General features: G+C 62.0%; 26 protein-coding genes. 2 read left to right on the forward strand and 24 right to left on the reverse strand.

All coding sequences use genetic code 11. From position 1 onward, the window contains the following. Positions 1-6: 6 nt before the first annotated feature. The 21 genes from B5E56_RS01585 to B5E56_RS01680 all read right to left on the reverse strand — a co-directional run bounded on the left by B5E56_RS01585 (position 7) and on the right by B5E56_RS01680 (position 14,150). Positions 7-2,076 carry a tape measure protein gene (locus B5E56_RS01585; RefSeq protein WP_087388087.1) on the reverse strand — a complete coding sequence of 690 codons (2,070 nt, stop codon included), beginning with the start codon at positions 2,074-2,076 and terminating at the stop codon, positions 7-9. A gap of 17 nt (positions 2,077-2,093) precedes the next feature. Then, positions 2,094-2,240: a hypothetical protein gene (locus tag B5E56_RS14690; protein ID WP_164496867.1), complete on the reverse strand. Its 147-nt coding sequence runs from the start codon at positions 2,238-2,240 to the stop codon at positions 2,094-2,096. A 29-nt stretch (positions 2,241-2,269) separates the two neighbouring features. After that, complete coding sequence (locus tag B5E56_RS01590) at positions 2,270-2,689, reverse strand: hypothetical protein (protein ID WP_087388089.1); 420 nt, start codon at positions 2,687-2,689, stop codon at positions 2,270-2,272. 12 nt (positions 2,690-2,701) lie between these two features. Continuing rightward, positions 2,702-3,130 (reverse strand): phage tail tube protein, encoded by a 429-nt coding sequence (locus B5E56_RS01595; protein ID WP_087388091.1) that lies wholly within the window; start codon positions 3,128-3,130, stop codon positions 2,702-2,704. After that, positions 3,127-4,209: a phage tail sheath C-terminal domain-containing protein gene (locus tag B5E56_RS01600; protein WP_087388093.1), complete on the reverse strand. Its 1,083-nt coding sequence runs from the start codon at positions 4,207-4,209 to the stop codon at positions 3,127-3,129. Before B5E56_RS01600 ends, B5E56_RS01595 begins: the two co-directional genes overlap by 4 nt. Then, complete coding sequence (locus B5E56_RS01605) at positions 4,210-4,668, reverse strand: phage tail terminator family protein (protein ID WP_087388095.1); 459 nt, start codon at positions 4,666-4,668, stop codon at positions 4,210-4,212. Positions 4,669-4,671: 3 nt separating this feature from the next. Next, positions 4,672-5,118, reverse strand: a complete 447-nt coding sequence (locus B5E56_RS01610; protein ID WP_087388098.1) for a hypothetical protein — start codon at positions 5,116-5,118, stop codon at positions 4,672-4,674. Further along, complete coding sequence (locus tag B5E56_RS01615; protein WP_087388100.1) at positions 5,119-5,682, reverse strand: hypothetical protein; 564 nt, start codon at positions 5,680-5,682, stop codon at positions 5,119-5,121. It lies immediately after the preceding gene. A gap of 3 nt (positions 5,683-5,685) precedes the next feature. Continuing rightward, positions 5,686-5,994 carry a head-tail connector protein gene (locus B5E56_RS01620; RefSeq protein ID WP_087388102.1) on the reverse strand — a complete coding sequence of 103 codons (309 nt, stop codon included), beginning with the start codon at positions 5,992-5,994 and terminating at the stop codon, positions 5,686-5,688. Between the two features lie 2 nt (positions 5,995-5,996). Continuing rightward, positions 5,997-6,314, reverse strand: coding sequence for an SH3 domain-containing protein (locus B5E56_RS01625; RefSeq protein ID WP_087388103.1), 318 nt, complete (start codon positions 6,312-6,314; stop codon positions 5,997-5,999). Positions 6,315-6,326: 12 nt separating this feature from the next. Further along, positions 6,327-7,508: a phage major capsid protein gene (locus B5E56_RS01630; protein WP_158098638.1), complete on the reverse strand. Its 1,182-nt coding sequence runs from the start codon at positions 7,506-7,508 to the stop codon at positions 6,327-6,329. A 19-nt stretch (positions 7,509-7,527) separates the two neighbouring features. After that, entirely contained in the window at positions 7,528-8,190 is a 663-nt protein-coding gene (locus B5E56_RS01635) for a hypothetical protein (RefSeq protein WP_087388107.1), read from the reverse strand. A 1-nt stretch (position 8,191) separates the two neighbouring features. Beyond that, the gene (locus tag B5E56_RS01640; RefSeq protein ID WP_087388109.1) at positions 8,192-9,487 is read right to left on the reverse strand and encodes a phage portal protein; all 1,296 of its coding nucleotides are present in this window, start codon (positions 9,485-9,487) and stop codon (positions 8,192-8,194) included. Further along, positions 9,484-9,705, reverse strand: coding sequence for a hypothetical protein (locus tag B5E56_RS01645; protein ID WP_087388111.1), 222 nt, complete (start codon positions 9,703-9,705; stop codon positions 9,484-9,486). Before B5E56_RS01645 ends, B5E56_RS01640 begins: the two co-directional genes overlap by 4 nt. 9 nt (positions 9,706-9,714) lie before the next feature. Then, positions 9,715-11,520 carry a terminase large subunit gene (locus B5E56_RS01650; RefSeq protein ID WP_206404948.1) on the reverse strand — a complete coding sequence of 602 codons (1,806 nt, stop codon included), beginning with the start codon at positions 11,518-11,520 and terminating at the stop codon, positions 9,715-9,717. After that, positions 11,510-12,025 (reverse strand): phage terminase small subunit P27 family, encoded by a 516-nt coding sequence (locus tag B5E56_RS01655; RefSeq protein WP_158098639.1) that lies wholly within the window; start codon positions 12,023-12,025, stop codon positions 11,510-11,512. Before B5E56_RS01655 ends, B5E56_RS01650 begins: the two co-directional genes overlap by 11 nt. 222 nt (positions 12,026-12,247) lie before the next feature. Beyond that, positions 12,248-12,607 carry an HNH endonuclease signature motif containing protein gene (locus B5E56_RS01660; RefSeq protein ID WP_087388460.1) on the reverse strand — a complete coding sequence of 120 codons (360 nt, stop codon included), beginning with the start codon at positions 12,605-12,607 and terminating at the stop codon, positions 12,248-12,250. A 64-nt stretch (positions 12,608-12,671) separates the two neighbouring features. Next, entirely contained in the window at positions 12,672-12,878 is a 207-nt protein-coding gene (locus B5E56_RS01665; RefSeq protein WP_087388117.1) for a cysteine-rich KTR domain-containing protein, read from the reverse strand. Positions 12,879-12,941: 63 nt separating this feature from the next. Then, on the reverse strand, positions 12,942-13,703 hold the full coding sequence (locus tag B5E56_RS01670; protein WP_087388119.1) for a rolling circle replication-associated protein: 762 nt from the start codon (positions 13,701-13,703) through the stop codon (positions 12,942-12,944). Continuing rightward, complete coding sequence (locus tag B5E56_RS01675) at positions 13,687-13,947, reverse strand: hypothetical protein (RefSeq protein ID WP_087388121.1); 261 nt, start codon at positions 13,945-13,947, stop codon at positions 13,687-13,689. The genes B5E56_RS01670 and B5E56_RS01675 overlap by 17 nt, the downstream gene beginning before the upstream one ends. Continuing rightward, entirely contained in the window at positions 13,947-14,150 is a 204-nt protein-coding gene (locus B5E56_RS01680) for a hypothetical protein (protein ID WP_087388122.1), read from the reverse strand. Before B5E56_RS01680 ends, B5E56_RS01675 begins: the two co-directional genes overlap by 1 nt. A gap of 64 nt (positions 14,151-14,214) precedes the next feature. Between B5E56_RS01680 and B5E56_RS14565 the strand changes: the two genes are divergently transcribed. Then, positions 14,215-14,388 (forward strand): hypothetical protein, encoded by a 174-nt coding sequence (locus B5E56_RS14565; protein WP_158098640.1) that lies wholly within the window; start codon positions 14,215-14,217, stop codon positions 14,386-14,388. An 18-nt stretch (positions 14,389-14,406) separates the two neighbouring features. Continuing rightward, complete coding sequence (locus tag B5E56_RS01685; protein WP_242958723.1) at positions 14,407-14,601, forward strand: hypothetical protein; 195 nt, start codon at positions 14,407-14,409, stop codon at positions 14,599-14,601. Between the two features lie 207 nt (positions 14,602-14,808). Here B5E56_RS01685 and B5E56_RS01690 read toward each other — a convergent pair whose 3' ends face one another. The 3 genes from B5E56_RS01690 to B5E56_RS01700 are packed head-to-tail and all read right to left on the reverse strand — an operon-like array spanning position 14,809 to position 17,280. Beyond that, positions 14,809-15,219, reverse strand: a complete 411-nt coding sequence (locus tag B5E56_RS01690; protein WP_087388127.1) for a hypothetical protein — start codon at positions 15,217-15,219, stop codon at positions 14,809-14,811. Next, entirely contained in the window at positions 15,212-15,574 is a 363-nt protein-coding gene (locus tag B5E56_RS01695; protein ID WP_087388128.1) for a hypothetical protein, read from the reverse strand. The genes B5E56_RS01690 and B5E56_RS01695 overlap by 8 nt, the downstream gene beginning before the upstream one ends. Further along, the gene (locus tag B5E56_RS01700) at positions 15,571-17,280 is read right to left on the reverse strand and encodes a PcfJ domain-containing protein (protein WP_158098641.1); all 1,710 of its coding nucleotides are present in this window, start codon (positions 17,278-17,280) and stop codon (positions 15,571-15,573) included. The genes B5E56_RS01695 and B5E56_RS01700 overlap by 4 nt, the downstream gene beginning before the upstream one ends. Between the last annotated feature and the right edge of the window lie 6 nt (positions 17,281-17,286).

The raw sequence follows: 17,286 nt of genomic DNA on the forward strand, positions 1-17,286 counted from the left end.
ACCCTCCTATCCGTAGGCTCCGGCCAGACTGGCCTGCTTCATCCTGGCCAGCAGACTGGCGGCGATGGCGTCAATGTCCGATTCCTGCCGCACAATAAAGGTATTTCCCGAGACGGTGACCCCACCGGCACCGCCCACTTTGTTGTAGACCCGGGCCTCTGCCGCCGTCAGCACCCGCTCCCCCTCATGGAGGAATGCCGGATAGTCATTGTAGGGCACCCGGCCCAGGCCGGTGGCATATCGGTAGCGGTTATTGTTCCGCACCCGGGCGCCCGGTGATTCATCGTCATATCCGCTTACCAGCACCGACCCACGCCCCTTGCTGGATTCCTGTTGGAGGTCATAGTTGTTCCGCCAGCCGTTCAGGGCGGCCGTATTCTCTCGGATCGCACCGATCAGATCCAGCTCACTGTCATGGACAAGCTGATATGCGCTGCTGCTCTCATATGCTGCAGTAGCCAAGGCCTCCGCCTCCATACGGAGGTTATCCATCTTGAGGCCAGCTTCCTGGCTGCCGTTTTCATAGTCGGCGGAGGCCTTAATGAAGTCTCCGCGCATTTCTTTCAACTCAGCCACCGTTTTATCATCAAAAAGGCCGGGCGTAGTCTCCTGGCCCAGCAGAACCGCACTGAGCGCCTCCCTGGAGTACTGTTCGGACAGGTTATCCAAATATGCCTGGTTTTGCCCCGAGATGGTGTTGAGGTTGGATACCGCCTCCCCCAGAACGCCGCCATACGCATCGATCTCCTGCTGGAGGCCACCGGCCCGCATTGAGTTGTACCCTCGCCCCCTGGCGGCATCGATCTCGGTCATGGCGTCCTCCAGGGTAGAGGTGAGACCGCTGAAGGTCTGGGCCATGGTCTCCATGGCCCCGCCGTAGGACTCCGCCATACCGGCCTGGATGATGTCCACGGCGTCCTGGCCGCCGATGGATCCCTTGGAAATCATGTCGTAGATCTCGCCCTGGGTCTTACCATAGGCATCCGCCAGCATTCCGATGACGTTGACCCCCCGCTCCTGGAGGATGTTGAGGTACTCCAGGCTGGCCTTGCCGGAGCTCTGCATCCGGCTCATGGCCTGGGCCATGTAGGTCATGTCCTCCGCCGTGACGCCCACGGCGCTGCCGGCGTCGCCGATGGCCGCCATCAGCTCCAGCATCCGCTCCGGGCTGTCCCCGAAGCCGATGGCCAGGGCCCGGCTCATGCTGGTCAGGTCGCTGTACTCCATGGGGGTGGCGGCGGCCATGACCCGCAGGTCGCTGAGGTACTGCCGGCTTGCCCCCTCCCCCAGCAGGCGGCTGAAGGCGATCTCGTCCAGCTCCCGCTGGGAGGCGGTGGCCGAGCCGCTGGTCAGGCTCTCCTCCGTCTTTGACTGGCCCTGCTCGTACAGCTGCTGATAATATTGCTTGAAGGCGTCGTCCTGCTGCTCATAGATCTGGGCCCCTCCGCTGACCAGACCCACCAGGCCGCCCAGGGCGGCCCCGACGGCGGTGCCGATCCCCGGAGCGATCATGCTGCCGATAGCAGCCCCTGCTCCGGCGCTGCTGAGGGCGCTGGAGAACAGGGTACCCACATCACTGCCGCCGAAGGAGGTGACCAGAGTGCCTGCCCACTGGCTGGCCACATCTCCCAGCATGGACCAGGCTCCCGCCTGGCCCAGGGTGGAGAGGATCCCTCCGGACGTGCCGCCATTCTGCCGGGACAAGCGGCTGCCCTGGCCCTCCAGCTCCCGGAGGGCGGTTTGGGTGTTCTTGGAGGCCTGGACCGTCTCCTTCATGACGGTATTCAGCGCCTCATATTTCTCCTTGGCGCTGGACAGGGCGTCCGCGTCAGCGGCGGACCCCGTCTCCTTATAGGCCTTCTCAGCGTCCTTCAGGGTCTTCTTGGCATCCACCAGTTCCACCTGGAGCTGGCTCTGCTGCTTGATGAGTCCGTCCAGCCGGGTCTCATAGGCCTTGGCCTTCTGCTGCACCTCATCAAAACTTTTTCCGTAGCCGGAGTTTGCCTCCCGCATGGCCTTGACTCCCGGGGAGTATTGGTCCCGCAGGGTCACCAGAATGCTGGCCTCCTTGCCCACCGTCCTTCACCTCCTTGTCACCGCGGCGGAGATCGCCGCCTCATGGCCTCCTCTCGCTGCTCCAGTTCCCGCACCAGGAAGGCCCGTACCAGGGCCTTCTCTCCGGCGGGCAGGGACCAGTACTGGGCGGGGGCCCAGTTTTTCTCCCGGAACAGCAGGTACATCAGCCTCAGCTCAGGATCTCCGCCCTCGGTCAGTTTTTTGCCAGTTCCTCCGCTACGGCGTCCTCAGGGTCCGTGACCTCCTCCCGCCCCCAGGGCATCACCACCGGTTTACGGTAACCGCTGAGCAGCTCCACGGCCACAGCCACCGCCCGGATCTCACCGGGCAGCAGATAGGACTTGACTACCTCCGCCGGGGTGGGGCCGTGGGCCATCAGCAATTCCGTGGAGCGCCACACACCGTCCGCATCTCCTGCCAGCACCGTCTGGATCTCACAGTCCGTCATGTCCTTCAGTTCCAGGGCCTTGCCGTAGGGCAACCCCTTCAGTTCCAGCACGAAGGGCTCCCCGTACAGCTCACTCAGCCGGACCACTTCGTAGCTGGCCCGGGGCAGGTCTTTCTGCACATCCGGCGTCTCGGGCCGGAGCAGCAGGTCCAGAATCTTACTCATCTCAGGTCCTCCTTATGCGGATTCCAGGTATTTGTGGCTGGTAAAGGTGAAGGGAACCTCGTCCTTCTGGACGGTCTTGCGCTCCCAGTTCACCAGGGGCACCTCGTCCAGGCTGACCCCGTAGATGGCCACCCGCTCGGCGCCGTAGGCGTCCGGGTCGTCCAGCTTGCTCACCATGGTCACCCGCACATCCTTGCCGTCCCGGATGGCGTCGGCCATCTCCCGGAAGCGGCTGTACACCTTGTACAGGCCCATGGAGCCGGTACCCTTGGAGCCCATGACCTTGCTGTCCTCCACCATCTCCCTGGGCAGGTTGATGGCCTCCTTGGAGTGGGTGTATTTGGCGGTGAACTTGTAGCACTCGGCCACCAGATCGCCATCCCACCAAACCTCGCCGAAGGTGCCCGACATCACCCGCTTGGCGCTGTCAAAGGTACTCATAGAGCCTCACCTCCCATGTAGTAATCCAGATCGAAGTCCTCCATGGCGTCCAGCACCACGCCGCCCATTTTGATGAAGACCCAGGAGCCGGTGTCAGCCTTCAGGAGCTCCTGGTCGGTCATGCCGGAGACATCCACGCCGTTTTCCTTCAGCCACTGCTTCTGTTTGTCCAGGTTGAGCTCCGCGTAGCTGGAGCCGGCCTGGATGACCCCCTCCCCCTCCAGGGTCTGGAGGAAGTCATGGATCTCACTGACCAGCAGCAGCTTGTTGTCGTAGCTGTTGGCCATACGGATGTATTTGTCCTCAATGACCGTGCGGCACCGGCTGCGGATCAGGTCCAGGGCCTCCACGATCTTGATCTTCTTCAGGCTCTCGCTCATGTCTCCCGACACCGTGGTCAGGGAGTTCACCGCCCGGCCCAGTTTCACCTTCCGGCCGTCGTGGATGAGGATGAGCTGGCCGCTGTCGGCGGCGGTGTCCGGATCGGCGATCTCATCCACGCCGCTGACCTCCTCCAGGGGGGTGGAGGTAGCGGAGGACTCAATGGGGGTGCCAGCCAGCACCCCGGCGATGCGGCTGCAATAGTCCCCGGCGGTGTAGGTCTGACCGCCGGCCACAATGCCGGTGGCCACGAAGTCCACCACCGCCATGTTGTCCGCCTTGTGACCCGGCAGCACCAGCTTGCCGATGCAGTACTTCTTCCGGACCCCCTCCAGCCAGGTGACGGCAGCCGTCATCTGCTCGGCCTCCACATCCGCCGGACAGGCCAGATAGTCGAAGTCACTGGAGGCCAGGGCGGCACATCCCACCTCCACCAGGTCGTCCTCAGCGCCGATCACCGACAGCAGCACCTTCTGGGGCTTGCCGTCGCCCCCCAGAAAGGCACGGGTGATGTAGGCCTGGACCTCCGCCCCCAGGCCGCTGGGCATATCCTCCGGGTCGGCCAGGGTATACAGTCCGGCCTCAGCCCCCGTGTCCCGCACGATGACGGCCACGATGCCGTTTTTCAGCCGGTTTACCACCTCTTCCGCCGCCTTGTGGAAGGCGATGGTCAGGTTAGGCTGTCCCATTCCAGCCATTTACGTCTCCTCCTTTACGGTAAAATCCATGTCGAACTGCTCCATGGGGGATGCCTGTACCTCCTCCAGAACCCGGTCGTCCTGCCAGGACAGGGTAAAGGTCAGCTCGGCGTAGTCGTTGAACACCTCACCGGCGGTATCGGACAGGTCCAGGTACCGGTCCCCCACCTGGATGGCTCCGCCGGTGTACAGCGCCAAGGCCGCCGTCAGCCGGTCACTGAGCACCTCGATCTGGCTGTCGTGGTAGTCGTCCACCGTCTCGAAAAAGGTGAGCTTCACCTGGGCGGTGCGCTCTACGGTGTGACAGGTGGCGTCCTCCATGGTCTGCCTGCCCACCTCCACCAGGAAGGAGGGCCGCTCAAAGTTCTTGTGTACCAGGTTGCGGTAGCCCTTCAGCCGGGGGAAGGTCTTCCCTGTCAGATCCTCCACCCCGTCCAGAATGTCGTTGATCCTCAGCATGGCTTATCCCTCCAGATTCTGCGCCAGCCGGAGGGCCAGATTGGCCGCCGCCTGGTCCACTACTGTCTCCGGATCCACTCCGGCATACATCTGCCTGGCCGGTACCTGGGCCTTGCGGATGCGGGGTGTGTACCGCTTGGCCTTACCGCCGGGCGGCCTGATTTTGTGGCCTGACTCGATGGCGTTGGTCACTGCGCCAACGGCCAATCCGTAATCATCCACCGTGTTTTCCGCCGGGTGGACGGCCACGTAGCCGCCCCCAGATCCCAGGTGGACGTGCTGCCACCGCTGCACCTTGCCGGTACCACCGATCCTTGAGCGCACCTGCGCCAGCATCTGCTGCCCCAGCTCCGCCAGAGCATCCCGCTTGATCTCTGGCGTCTGGGCCATGGCCTGGGCCAGATCCTGGTCCAGCCGCTCCAGGTCTCTCATGTCCATCTGCACTGGCATTTACAGATCCTCCGTGCGCACGATCTCATATTCGTTCTTGTACGGGTCCAGGGTGTGGGCCACCTGCACCTCGTAATTGGTCCCTGCTACCGCCACCAGGCCGCCCCGCTGGAGCACGATCCCCTTGGGGGTCACCAGCACATAGGTCAGCTGGTTCACGGAGTAGGGCTCCGGCTGGTCCCATTTGGCGTACTTCTCTGTGAGTACGCCGGGGAACCTGGTCCCATCCCCTCTCTCGTCAGCATCCGCCCGGCACTCCACCAGCTCCACCAGGGCCGCCGCCACATCCAGGTGGTTGCGGTCCCGGTAGGTGACGGAGGTCAAAAACAGGTGCTGCCCCTTCCAGCGCAGTGCGTTGTGGAGGGTGAGGGGCTGGGTGCGCAGCACGATGGCGGCGTCCCTGGCCCCCACGCCCACCTTGCTGAAAAGGTTGGTCTTGGCGGTCTGCTCCACCTGGCCCCAGGCTCGGCGGACGGCCACCCACTCCCACAGCCCGGCGGAGGTCTCCCGCAGCTCCAGCACCTCCAGGTGCTGGTCCAGCTTGCCCGCTCCGATGTATGACATGGGTCAGGCCCCCTCTCTCGGCTCGGTCAGCTTGAGCTGGGTAATGAGCCGCCGGAAGGCGGGGTTATCCTGGATGGCCCCCGCCACCTCGGCGTCCCGCAGGTCGAAGTCCCGCAGCACCATGAAGTTCACCGCCAGGTCGTACTGGGCCCGCCGGGGCGTGCCCTCCGGGGGCAGGGAGACCCCCGCCCCCTCCAGATAGCCCACCGCCGCATCGTACAGAGTCTCCAGGGTGAGCAGCTCCTCCGCCGTCGGCTCCTCAATGCGGCAATAGGCCAGCAGCCCGGCCTGCCGCTCATCGGTCAGCGCCATGATCAGCAACCAATCTGTACCAGGTACTGACCATTGACAAAGCCGTTTACCCCATCAATAGTGACGGGGAACCACACACCAGTGCCATCAGCTACCCACTCCAAAGGATCAATCAGGAGCGCCGTTCCTGCCGGGAGAACCTGCAGAACCGGCGAATGCATACCAGGCGCCTTCCGCAGGTTCAATCCGCTGCAAAATGCCACCCGGCACATCTGACCGGCAGAAAGAGAACCCTCCTCCACAGGCAGGTTAAACTGTACGGCTTCCTCCGCATCCTGATTGCAGGTTGCCGCTACTTCGTCTTTCTTCTTGTCGCTCATTGCAATTCCTCCTTAGCCTGCCGCGGCGGCGGTGTCGATATACCCGTTCACCCAGGCCTCAGTGTCCCAGGAGGTACAGTCGTCCCGCAGGCTGCCCCGCCAGATGGTCAGATCCTGCTCAAAGGCGTTGAGCTCGCCCACGGAAGCCACGTCGCTGACCTTGATGGTGAACTGGCGGCGGTCCCAGTAGGCGATGCCTTCCATCAGGTCACCCAGGATCATGGGGATCTTGGTGCCGGTGCTGGGCATGGTATCGTTGTCGTAGGTCTTCACCGGCAGAATGTAGGGACCCACACACAGCTGGAGCTGCTTGGGCTCAGCGGGGTTGGGGGTCAGCAGCTGCCGGCCGTTGGCGTCCTTCAGGGTGCCCAGCCAGAGCAGGCCGTCGTCGTTGGTGAGCAGCTTGCTGGTGGCCCGGAAGGTGGAGCCCAGGCCCACCCAGGCCTTCAGGATGCCGTCCAGATCGGTCAGATCAGTGGAATCGTTGGTGGCCACGATGGTCATGATCTCCTTGTTGGCGGTGACCCGGGCCTCATCGCCCAGCCATTCCTCGGCCACGGCGGCGATGTTGCTGTCACTGTCCTCCATCAGCTCGTTGGTGACGGGCAGATAGCCGCCCCGCTTCTCGATGTCATAGCTGACAGTGGTGAACTGGGGAGTGGCCGCCTTGCCGTACTTGGCGGCCTCGGCCACGGTGGAAAAACCGGTGTGCTGGCCTCGCTTCTTGAGGGTGCGGCGGCCGGACTTGGTGGTTACGGGGATCACACGCACCTCGCTGAGCAGGCTCTCCTTGCTGTCACGCAGGCTGATGATCCGGGTCACGATATCCTGGGGCACGGCGTAACCGCCGTCGGCATCCACACCCTCCTGCATCATGTCACCGGCAGCCTTGGCCACCCGGAAGCCGCTGCGGGCGGCGTCGGCAAAGCTCTTCACCGCCTTGGCGTAGCCGTCCTCCTGCCCCTGCTGCTCCAGACCAGGGCCGCCGGAGGTACCGGGCTCCTGTCCGGCAAAGCGCTCCTGCTCCCGGAGCAGCTTCTCCACACTCTCGATCTGGGCGTTATAGCCCTTGACCTCGGCCAGCTTGGCCTCATACTCCTCCATGTTCCCGGCATCCAGGGCGGCGTCCGCCGCCTCCAGCACCTGGTTGCGGGCATCCTTCAGGGTGTACAGCTTCTGCTTGTCAATTTTCATGTAGATTCCCTCCATATCCTCAAAATCTTGCTTTCTCCAATTCCAGCCGGGCCCTGGCCTGCTGGATCAATTGGGCTTTATCTGATTCCTGGGGCTGGCGCAGAGCCTTGACCACGCCGGCCTTCCGCTGGGCAGGTACCGCCACAAAGGACCACTCATAGGCGTCGGCAGGCTCCTCCAGGTTGAAGAAGCACAGCTGCCCGTCATAGACCTGTCCCCGCCGGTGGCCGCAGCTGCCCGCCACGCTCCCGCAGATGGAGCAGGTGGAGCGATTCACGGCGCAGCCCACGCTGATCTCCTTCTTGATGCCGCCCTCGATCTCAGCGATCAGGTCCCGATTGGCCTCGGTGCGCACCATGTAGGCATAGCCCTTCAGCCAGCAGGCGGAGTCCCCCGCCTCTGTGGTCTGGCCCGGTTCCTCCACCACCTCGGTTTTATAGAGCCGTGCGGTCTGCCCCTGGGCCGACCACTGATGGTCAAAGATGCCGCTTTTGCCCACGAAGAGCTTAGCCAACTCCACCAGGCTGGCCCGGGGGAACCGCTCATAGTCCCGGTCCACCTCGTTGTCGCACAGCCGCACCGCAAAGGTGTAGATCTGATCCTCCGTCAGCTGGGCCTTGGCCAAAGCGTTGATGGCATCCAGATCCGACGGGGTCAGGGGCGTTTTCACAATGGTTTCCATCTCATTCTCCTTCCGGGGCCTGTCCGCCCAAGGCCCGAATGATACTCAGTGCATCCCAGTTTGCCAGGGGGCCATAGTTCCAACTGGCATACCGGCTGTCCCCACCGGGCACGTCCGGCAGATCTTCCAGGGCACGGATGTCATTGACGCTGTATACGCCTGCCTCCCGCATCCCCTTGTACAGCGCGGTCTGGGCAGCCGTGTCGCCCCGCAGCAAACCCTTCAGCTCCCGCCGGATGCGCAGCCCGTCGGTCCGCTCCCGGGGAAGGAGCAGCTTGTAGCTGTCCTCCTGCTCCCGCTGGATGACCAGGGGCTGGAGAGTGAACCGGGTGAACTCAATGGCGTTCTGTTCGTTGGAGGAATAGGCCTGCTTGCCGGCGTACACCATGTGCAGGGGCGTACCGAAGAACCTGCACACATCGGCCACCCGGATGTCCTCGCTCTCCACGAACTGGGCGTCGGAGTTGCTGACGGAAAGGGCCTGATACTTGAGCCCGTTGTCCATAACGGCTACCCGGAACCCATTGCCCGGACCGTTGTGGATCTTCTCCCACTCCCGGCGGATGAGTTCCTTTTTTCCGATTTTCTCGGTGGAGCCGTCGCTCCTTGTGACCGTCACTTCTCCGCCGATATCGGTATCAGTGGTCAGCACGCCGGAGGGCCGCCCTCCGTTCTGGTACATGGCCCTCTGATACTCCTGAGCCGCCAGGCCCGTCTGGATAGTCAGGGCCGCCCTGTGCAGGATGGAGATGCCCTCGATGCCGTCCAGGGAGTAGGCCTTGTAGTGGAGCACATCGGCGGGCGAAAGGCGGAACATCTGCCCGGTCCTGGGGTTGGTGTAGATGTACCAGAGGGAGCTATCCAGAGCCACGTATGGGGTCACATGGTCTGGCTGCAGGGGAATCAGCTCCACCGGGTACCCCGTCCTGGGGTCCCGGTTGATCCAGGCATAGGCGTTGCCCCGCAGGTCCAGATTGACCTGCATGAGCCGCTCATAGTCAAACCGGGTCATGGCCTCATTGGGCCGTCCCCACAGCACCCCGGCCAGCCGGTGGTCCCGCAGGCGCTCCTTGGTGGACTCCCGCATGAGATAGACCGGCAGGGCCGCAATGGTGCAGCTGCGCACCTCCACGCACCGGTTCACCGTGGACAGCTTCATGGCCCGGTCCCGGCTCAGGCTGATGTTCTCCACGTCCAGGAAGCCGTCCGGCCCGTAGACTGCGGAGGATGTCAGCACGCCGCCCAGAGCGGCGCCGGGGCCGCTTGCCGCCTTACGAATACCGCGCAGGATGCTCACTTGCCCTCACCTCCTCCGATGGTCGCCAGGATGCCGCCGAGGATGGCCAGGACGCCCCCCGTGATCCATCCGGCGGGGGGATAGATGAGGGCCGCCCCCACGGTGAGGGCAACCGCCCCGCCGCACAGCAGCGCCCCGGCCCCCCATTTTTCCCAGGCCCCGGCTGCCAGCGCCAGGATACCGGGACGGTCTCTCTGCTTGATCTCGTTTGGTTCCATAGCTCCTCCTCAGAACGTGAAATTGCCCCGATCCAGGGCGGTGTTCAGATCCGTTACGTTCCGTTTCACCAGCACCCGGGCCAGCGCGTTCATGGCGGCGGCCACCGGGTCGATGCGCTCGGTGTCGTCCTTGTGGCGCTTGGACAGCTTCAGGTCTCCGTAGTTGTTCTGGATCTCAATGGCGTTCTGCAGGCACCACAGCACCAGCGGGCTCTCCTCCAGCACCACCCGGTCCTGGAGCAGCAGCTCCCGGAAGGTCTTCACCGCCAGGTTCTGCCCTGCGCAGGTCTGGGCCACCTCCACGCAGAAGTCCTCCCGGTTCCGGTCCTCATTCATGCGGATGGCCAGGTCGGTGGCGTTGTGGCCATCGTAGTCCACCTCGTCCACCTTCCAGCCGTGGTCCCGCTCGCCCTGGCAGATCCAGTTGTACACATAGCTGTTGTCGGTCACATCGCCGGGGGTCAGGGTGCAGCAGCCGCCCTGGGCCCAGAACTTATAGGGCACCCGGTCGGTCTTCTCATGGCGGTCCGCCCCATTTTCCGGCATGAAGCCGTGCATTTTAATGCCGATGCGCCCATCCGGCAGGTCGAACACCGCCGCCGCGCCGGACAGGTCGATCCGCTTGCCCAAGTCAAACCCGCAGTGACAGCGGAGACCGTCGGTGAGGGCGGCAAACTCCGCCCGTGGCACCATGGCCCGCCTGGCCTTGGCCATACAGTTCTCATCCAGGTAGTGGTTGACGCTGCCCACCTGCCACAGGCACATCCGGCGGGTGAGAAACTTGCGGATCTTGTTGGGATCGTTGGACGCATAGGCCGCATTGTGCTCGTCCCGGATCTGCTTGAGCAGGATCTCACTGTACGGGCTGGGATACCGCAGACAGGGGTTGGGCTTGGCCCAGACCGCCTCATTGTGGGGGTTGTCCCCCTCGTCCAGCTCCCGGATCATGACAAAGTAGCTCTCGTCGATGACCGTTGGGTCCTCCAGCACCCGCTTGGCGTACAGTTCCTCCTCATAGCAAGGCTTGCTACCGGCATCGTCGCCGGCGGTGGTAATCACGTCCAGCAGGGACTGGGCCCGCTTGCCGAAGGAGTTGGTGCCCAGATCGTAGATCTCCGAATTGGGGTGGGCATGGTACTCATCCACCACGAAGTAGGTGGGAGCGCCGCTGTCCTTGTTTTTGGTGTCCTTGGACAGGGCCCGCATAAAGCCGCCCCTGGTGCGGTGGACAATGGGATTGGACCGGGGAATGAGCAGACGCTTGGCAATGTTGGGGCTGGCAAGGGCGATCTTCTTGGCGTCGCCCAGCACCCGCATGGCCTGACCCCGGTCCACGGCGGCACACTCCACTTCCGGCTCCTGCTCGAACTTGGCCAACTCAGGATGATAAGGCGGATAGATGGCATCGCCGCACATATGGTATAGACCCTGACAGGACTTCTCGCTGGACTTGTAGTTGCCCCGGGCCCGCTTGTTGTAGGTGTGGGTAAACCGCCGGGCGCCGGTGTCCTTATGGACCCAGCCGTAGGTGCAGCCCAGGTCGAACACCTGCCAGGGCTCCAGCCGGATGGGCTTGCCCGCGTCCACGCCTCGGACCTGGACGCACTGGCCAAACCACCGGATGATCCGGTCGGCCCGGGTGGCATCGAACACATAGGGGAAGTTCTCCGTCCCCTGGCGTTTCAGGTCGTCCAGATGCCGCTGGCAAGCCAGGATCTCATACTTGCAGCACTGATCCCGGAGTCGGCCCTGAGTCACCTGCTTGGCATAGACCGAGACGGCGTGATGCAGACCTGACTGCCATCTAGTCCCCAAAGAGATCACCATCCGGATCAGCCCGGGCCTCTGCGGCAGCTTGAGCCCGTTTCTGGGCCAACCGCACCCGGCCGGATGGTGTGAGCCCCAGCTTCTCAGCGTACTGAAGGATATTCCGCTCCAGGGACTGCATCTTGCCGCTCACCGCGTCCAGCTTGGCCACGGCATCCGCCACCGCCTCTGGATCATCTTTGGCGTCCTTCAGCTGTTTGGTCGTCTGGGCCAACACCTTGCACTGGCTCTCATACCGGGCCAGCATGACGCAGTACACACCCAGGGCATCGCTGTCCAGATCGTCCAGGATCACCAGGCCGTCCATTCTCTCCAGCACCTTCCGCCAGTAGCGGGCGGCGATGGCGTTTTTGGTCATGATGGCCGGCTTTTCCATCCGGCTCTCCCGGCCCCGGTCAGGGATCACCCCCTCCTCAGCCTGTTCCCGGAGCTGCCGCTCCTCCACGGTCAAATTTTTGCTCATGTTGTCCAGCGCTTTGGGCGCCGTCGGCATGGTTTTCACCTCCTGTCCCCTGCCCACTGGGGCCAAAACCCTGATGGGGGAGATTTTCTCGCATTCGAGAGGCCGCGCGGTCTTGCAACGCGGTTGACATAACATTTTCCGGGTGGGGCTGGGGTCGGCAAGCCAAGGGCTTGCCCCTGGGTGCGCACGGGCGGATACACACGCCCGCGCTCGGGTGCGGGCGTAGCTTCCCGACGGACCTTGCCTTCAGATTCAGCGGCTTTTCCGCCGCTCTGCTGCCTGCTCTCTGGCCGTCTTGCGATCGTGGCAGGACTTGCACAGGGATTGCAGGTTGGTCTTGTCGGTGAACTTGGCCCAGTCCCCCCGGTGGGGCTCCACATGGTCCACCACCGTGGCCCGGGTGCGGATGCCTCGCTTGGCACACTCCCGGCACCAGGGCTCCTGCAGGAGCTGGGTGGGCCGCAGGTCATCGGTCCAAATGGGCAGGCTGTACCAGGCGTGGTACTCTGCCGACTCCCTCCTGGCCGCCGGTCTGGGCTTGTGTTTGGGGCAGTAGCCCTCCCGGGTGAGGGCAGAGCACCCTGGGCGCCTGCATGGTCGGAGCGGCTTCATGGCCACGGGCTATCACCTCCGGGCAAAACAAAAAGCCAGAGCCCGACCACATCCCACGCTGGGATCATGTCGGGCTCTGGCTCTCAAAGCACTGGCCTCTGTCGATGTCTACCGTCACGGTGCGCTTGCAGTTGCGACAGTAGACGATTAAGTTTTGCGCTGCCGTGTCCATCTCCACCCGGAGCAGACGCTTGCGGCAGCCGGGACAGATTAGCCATCCGTCCTTTACGATAAGTTTACCACATTCGCGAGTTGTTTTCAACTTTTTCACTCACTTTCTATGGGCTTTTTTACTTGTCGCACCCTGTTTCCAGATCGAATAAAGATGTAAAGGCTATTCTCTTCTCCGTCTGGACGGTGGCCTGGTTCCTTTTCTCTCCTTTCTTGGTTTCGGTTTAATGTATTTAATGGTAGTAAATTCGCCATACTGGTTGCGGACGGGCGGCGGCGCACTGAGGATAATGGCACCCGGTGGTGCTGCCAGGGTCAGATTATCCTTGACCATCTCGCTCTCCGCCACTGGCTTTTTCAGCCCCACCGAAGAGACCCAGCACTTTTTTCCTGGTTCCGGTCGCCCCACCTCCCGAGCCTCTTTAGTCAGATACTTGGCCAGAGCCTCATACCCCTGCCAATCGTCCAACTGTTCCAACTTCACATTGCCATACGGCCAGAGAGAGCGTAACACCTCCAGATCCGCTCCGGTTCCGTTGATGACAAGATGGTGATGCAATCGGCCACCCTCGGCACTGAGTTGCTCAGTAACGTACACATAACGCAGCTCCTGGTCCCTGGCTTTTCGGTGGGCCCGCAACCAGGACAAAAACTTGCGGATCAGTTTAACTGCCTCCGTCTTGAAGGGCGGCAGATGTGCGTCGTCGTAAGTAAGCTCGACAACCAGATCCCGGCGGCCAAAATTGGCGGCCAGCAGCAGCTCCAACTTCTGCCAGGCCCGGCGGTTGTTTAACGCCATCTGAGCGGCACTGGAGATCTCCCGTAGAGCACTCCTCTCTTCCGGCGTACTACGTGGCGTTGGCATAGAGTATAGCACCGCAATCACCAGCCGCCCGGCGGTGATGGTCTTAATCCGCTTGGCCATTCTGCGCCTCCATGTCCACCAGCGTCCTGGCCCCGTCATAGAGCTGGCTCATGCCGTGGATCGTCAGCACATCGATCCCGGTATGGAGCTCAATAGAGTTGATCCTGGCCCGCGCCGTCCCATCTTTGATCCCCAGCGCTTTCGCTGCGCCAGAGATGCAGAGGTCAGCATCATGGAGCGCCACGATCAGCCGGACCTGATCCATGGTCAGAATCCTGTCATTTTGCACACTGGATCGTCCCATCACTCACACCTCCCAAAGCGGCTGAGGCAGTGGGCCTGCCACAGGGATTCCGGCTGACGGAGGGAGATCATCTTCTCCCGCACCAGCTTGTCCATCACCCGGCCGATGCTGGGCTGCCCGTCCATCTGGGCCAGCTTCTCCAGGTTGGCGGCAGTCTGGGCCGTGACCAACACAGAGATTCGTCGCAAATTTTTGTTTTTCATCCAATCCCTCCGTTTGAAATGAAGTGCGCTGTCCGTGGGCAAGCTATCACCGGAGGTGAATCGCATGGAGCCCACGTACAGCGATCGGTATGCCAATCTGATGGAAGACCCGGCCATGGAGGCCTATTTTGTCCAGCTGCCCGGCTATATTCAGGCCAAGATCCGCTCCCGCAAGCAGCAGCCCGCCACCCTGGAAGACCTGAAACGCATGGCCGAAGAGGTCAAGCAGCTCTTTTAACACAAAAATTGAGGTGATATGATGGCCAAGCAAGGCATGGCACGTCCTGATGTGACCCACACCCAGCCCCGCAACACGGAGCCTCCCGTACCCGAGATCCAAGGCAAAGCCAAGCACGGGAAGGAACATGCAAAACCCATCATTCCCGGCACCTCCGGCCCCAACCTGAAGGTGTACCACCAGAAACCCTCCGCAAACCAGGAAGATCTGTAATCCTGTGCGTCAAAGTACCGCCCCGTTGTGGGCGGTACTTTGCTGTTCCGGCTCTCTGCCGGGCGCCCCGCTTCTCCTACCAATACCCCGCGCAGGAACGCAGGCCTTCAGATCAGCAGGGCCCCGGCCAGAGAGAAAAGAGAGGTCCGGGTGAGGAGCGCTCCCACCCGGCAGAGAGCCGGAGCATCACAGACCATTTTCGTGGGGTCACGAAAATGATGTCATCTGCTGAGTTTCCCGCATCTCCTTCAGCATACCCAGCTGGTCCTCCAGGTAATGGACCTCCATACCGGTTACCTTGGACGCCTTCTGACGGAGTTTCTCAAAAGCATACTCCTCATCCACCTCGGTCCGCATCCGTTCCAGTTCGTCGGTGTTCTCCTGAAGGGCTGCAAAAAACTTCTGCATTCCCTTCGGTCCGTATCCATAGGCATCTGAGATGGAGCACACCATCAGCCACATGGCTCGCTGGGTGTGGGCATCGGCCTCTGCCTGCACAGTGGCGTCCCGGGCGGCCTTTTCAAGCCCGGCCCGGATGGCCGCCTGCCGGGCCAGCACCTGAGCGTAGTTCACGCCATGGGGCTTGCCTCCCCTGCCCAGTTTTCTGTTTTTACCCATGGGTAGTTTCCTCCATCATTTGATCATATTTGCCCAGGCACTTATCGGCAGCCTTCCAATACCGCCTTTGCTCCTCTGACGCCTGCAGCATAATACTCTCCAGATTTGCCCCCTTTTTGCAAACATCTCTCGGGATTGAGGAGATAGGAAGTCCCTTATATGGAGACAAAATCGAAGAATACTCCGCAAATGCCTTGGAATATCGCTCCCCTGCTGAATGTGCCTTGTCATTAAATTGCTGATAGCGGCGGAACATAACATCAGGTCCAAAGTGCCTTAGTTCATATTTCAGCTCAAAGGCGTACTTTTTAATCCACCAGATAAGCTCCTCCTTGGTGGCATCTTCCAACTTCATGCGGCTCCAACCCCCTGCTTTTTTCTCACTGCCCTCTGGGGTAGCTTTGGCGTGCCGTCCTCGTTCCGTTTGCTCCCCGCCCGCAGCCACCGCAGCCAGGTGTCCAGGAACTCCTTGTGGACCTCCCGGGGCTTGGGGCTCCCAGGCATGGTGTCATTGTGGTAGCCGTGAATCTGCTTGATCTGATTCCCGTTCATCTCAATGGTAACGTAGGGAACCCCAGCTGCTTCGGAGCGCCGCAGGAACAGAATGGTGAGCACCCCTCTGATATGCCGCTCGGCATGTCCGCCCACGCAGTGATCCAGCGCCTTACCCTCCCGCTTGATGGCCTGGGCCGTCAACGGGAAGATAATCCGCAGGCCGTCCAGTTCGAACTCATACTTCTCTTTCCGGCTCTTTCCGTCTGCTGCCACCCTCTTACCTTGGGGCTCCGTGTATCGGGCCGCCAGCTCCGCAGTAAGTTTATCGTGAGCAGTGTACAACTGCTCTGGCCACAGCACCTTGCTGTGCTCCATGCAGTAGCCCAACTGATAGGCCGCGTCGATATAGTCCCGGTACACCTCAAATAGGGTGGCATAATATTCCTCGTTCTGGATAAACACACCATCTATGTACCGCAGGAATCGGTCTGGGTCCAGATGGTAGCGGTTCAGGAATCGGAGCACCTCCATGGGCGTCTGATGGGCACCCCACAGGTTATAAAAATCGTAGCAGAAGGCCATATCCCAGCGTTTGCCCCAGTGGCGATGCACATAGTTCCGCACCGCCAGCACATCCAGAGGCGGCTGGACGCCCATAAACCAGGACAGCTCCCGCTTATTTAGTCCGAAGCTCTTCCTTGGGTCTGGCTCCTCCCAGCACATGGCCGCCGCGTTTTTCTTCCGGTCAAAGATCAGGTCGGCTATGGGCCGGTACATCCCGCTCTTGACCAGCATCTCCACCTGCCTGGGGTAGATGGCATAGGCGGTCAGGTAGGAAATGAAATCAGAAAAGCGGAACGCATATCCCCTGGCCCCGCCCGGACGGTACTGCCAGTGGTGGAAGAAACCGCAGTACCGGAAGAACGGGTGGACTTCTAGGGCATCACGGTTTGCGATGGAGTAAGACTCGTGCTGGTAGTAGGAGATACACCCCAGCTTGAATGGCTCCTGCACCAACTTCCGCCGCCCCAGCTTATCCCGCTCGTAGGTGATGTAAGGATTTTGGTAATCCCACTGGTGATCCACCTGCATCACCTCGCCCCGGGTGAACCGGTAGCCGCTGGAGCACCAGGCGGTTGGCCGGGCGGTAAGGGATGCGTCATCCTCGTAGTCCTTCCGCAGCGCCAGGGCATCGGCATAGAGGGCATCTCCTCTGGTGTGGAGGAGTACAGTCAGCTCCCGCTGGGCCAATGACTTGCGCTTGCCTGCCTTGCTCAGGTTGATGACCGTCACCTTGCGGCCGCACCAGGGGCAGGTCCATACCTCTTTGTGCCTGAGATGGTCCAGCAGATCCCGGTGCTCCGGAGTCTCGGTGCGGGGCAGGACTGGCCGGGTCTCCCGGTGCCCGCAGCAGGAGGCGCGCAGGTCGATAGTCATCAGGCCCAATGTGTTCACCCGCCGGAAAAACAGGTAGTGCTGGAACATATCGTTCATCCGCACCAGGTCCTCCTCAGTCACGGTGGGCCAGCTGTTGAGGATCTCCCGCTCTTGTTCGGTGTATTTCATCCCGTC

The sequence above is a fragment of the Flavonifractor sp. An112 genome, from assembly GCF_002161085.1.
GTDB lineage: Bacteria > Bacillota > Clostridia > Oscillospirales > Oscillospiraceae > Flavonifractor > Flavonifractor avicola.

Coding starts and splice junctions, on each gene's coding strand:
- B5E56_RS01645 (WP_087388111.1), bottom strand. CDS start 9,705: ATGGAACCAAACGAGATCAAGCAGAGAGACCGTCCCGGTATCCTGGCG.
- B5E56_RS01595 (WP_087388091.1), bottom strand. CDS start 3,130: ATGAGTACCTTTGACAGCGCCAAGCGGGTGATGTCGGGCACCTTCGGC.
- B5E56_RS01655 (WP_158098639.1), bottom strand. CDS start 12,025: ATGCCGACGGCGCCCAAAGCGCTGGACAACATGAGCAAAAATTTGACC.
- B5E56_RS01590 (WP_087388089.1), bottom strand. CDS start 2,689: ATGAGTAAGATTCTGGACCTGCTGCTCCGGCCCGAGACGCCGGATGTG.
- B5E56_RS01700 (WP_158098641.1), bottom strand. CDS start 17,280: ATGAAATACACCGAACAAGAGCGGGAGATCCTCAACAGCTGGCCCACC.
- B5E56_RS01630 (WP_158098638.1), bottom strand. CDS start 7,508: ATGAAAATTGACAAGCAGAAGCTGTACACCCTGAAGGATGCCCGCAAC.
- B5E56_RS01600 (WP_087388093.1), bottom strand. CDS start 4,209: ATGGCTGGAATGGGACAGCCTAACCTGACCATCGCCTTCCACAAGGCG.
- B5E56_RS14690 (WP_164496867.1), bottom strand. CDS start 2,240: ATGTACCTGCTGTTCCGGGAGAAAAACTGGGCCCCCGCCCAGTACTGG.
- B5E56_RS01620 (WP_087388102.1), bottom strand. CDS start 5,994: ATGGCGCTGACCGATGAGCGGCAGGCCGGGCTGCTGGCCTATTGCCGC.
- B5E56_RS01660 (WP_087388460.1), bottom strand. CDS start 12,607: ATGAAGCCGCTCCGACCATGCAGGCGCCCAGGGTGCTCTGCCCTCACC.
- B5E56_RS01670 (WP_087388119.1), bottom strand. CDS start 13,703: ATGGCCAAGCGGATTAAGACCATCACCGCCGGGCGGCTGGTGATTGCG.
- B5E56_RS01605 (WP_087388095.1), bottom strand. CDS start 4,668: ATGCTGAGGATCAACGACATTCTGGACGGGGTGGAGGATCTGACAGGG.
- B5E56_RS01690 (WP_087388127.1), bottom strand. CDS start 15,219: ATGGGTAAAAACAGAAAACTGGGCAGGGGAGGCAAGCCCCATGGCGTG.
- B5E56_RS01695 (WP_087388128.1), bottom strand. CDS start 15,574: ATGAAGTTGGAAGATGCCACCAAGGAGGAGCTTATCTGGTGGATTAAA.
- B5E56_RS01625 (WP_087388103.1), bottom strand. CDS start 6,314: ATGAGCGACAAGAAGAAAGACGAAGTAGCGGCAACCTGCAATCAGGAT.
- B5E56_RS01680 (WP_087388122.1), bottom strand. CDS start 14,150: ATGAAAAACAAAAATTTGCGACGAATCTCTGTGTTGGTCACGGCCCAG.
- B5E56_RS01675 (WP_087388121.1), bottom strand. CDS start 13,947: ATGGGACGATCCAGTGTGCAAAATGACAGGATTCTGACCATGGATCAG.
- B5E56_RS01610 (WP_087388098.1), bottom strand. CDS start 5,118: ATGCCAGTGCAGATGGACATGAGAGACCTGGAGCGGCTGGACCAGGAT.
- B5E56_RS01635 (WP_087388107.1), bottom strand. CDS start 8,190: ATGGAAACCATTGTGAAAACGCCCCTGACCCCGTCGGATCTGGATGCC.
- B5E56_RS14565 (WP_158098640.1), top strand. CDS start 14,215: ATGGAGCCCACGTACAGCGATCGGTATGCCAATCTGATGGAAGACCCG.
- B5E56_RS01615 (WP_087388100.1), bottom strand. CDS start 5,682: ATGTCATACATCGGAGCGGGCAAGCTGGACCAGCACCTGGAGGTGCTG.
- B5E56_RS01685 (WP_242958723.1), top strand. CDS start 14,407: ATGATGGCCAAGCAAGGCATGGCACGTCCTGATGTGACCCACACCCAG.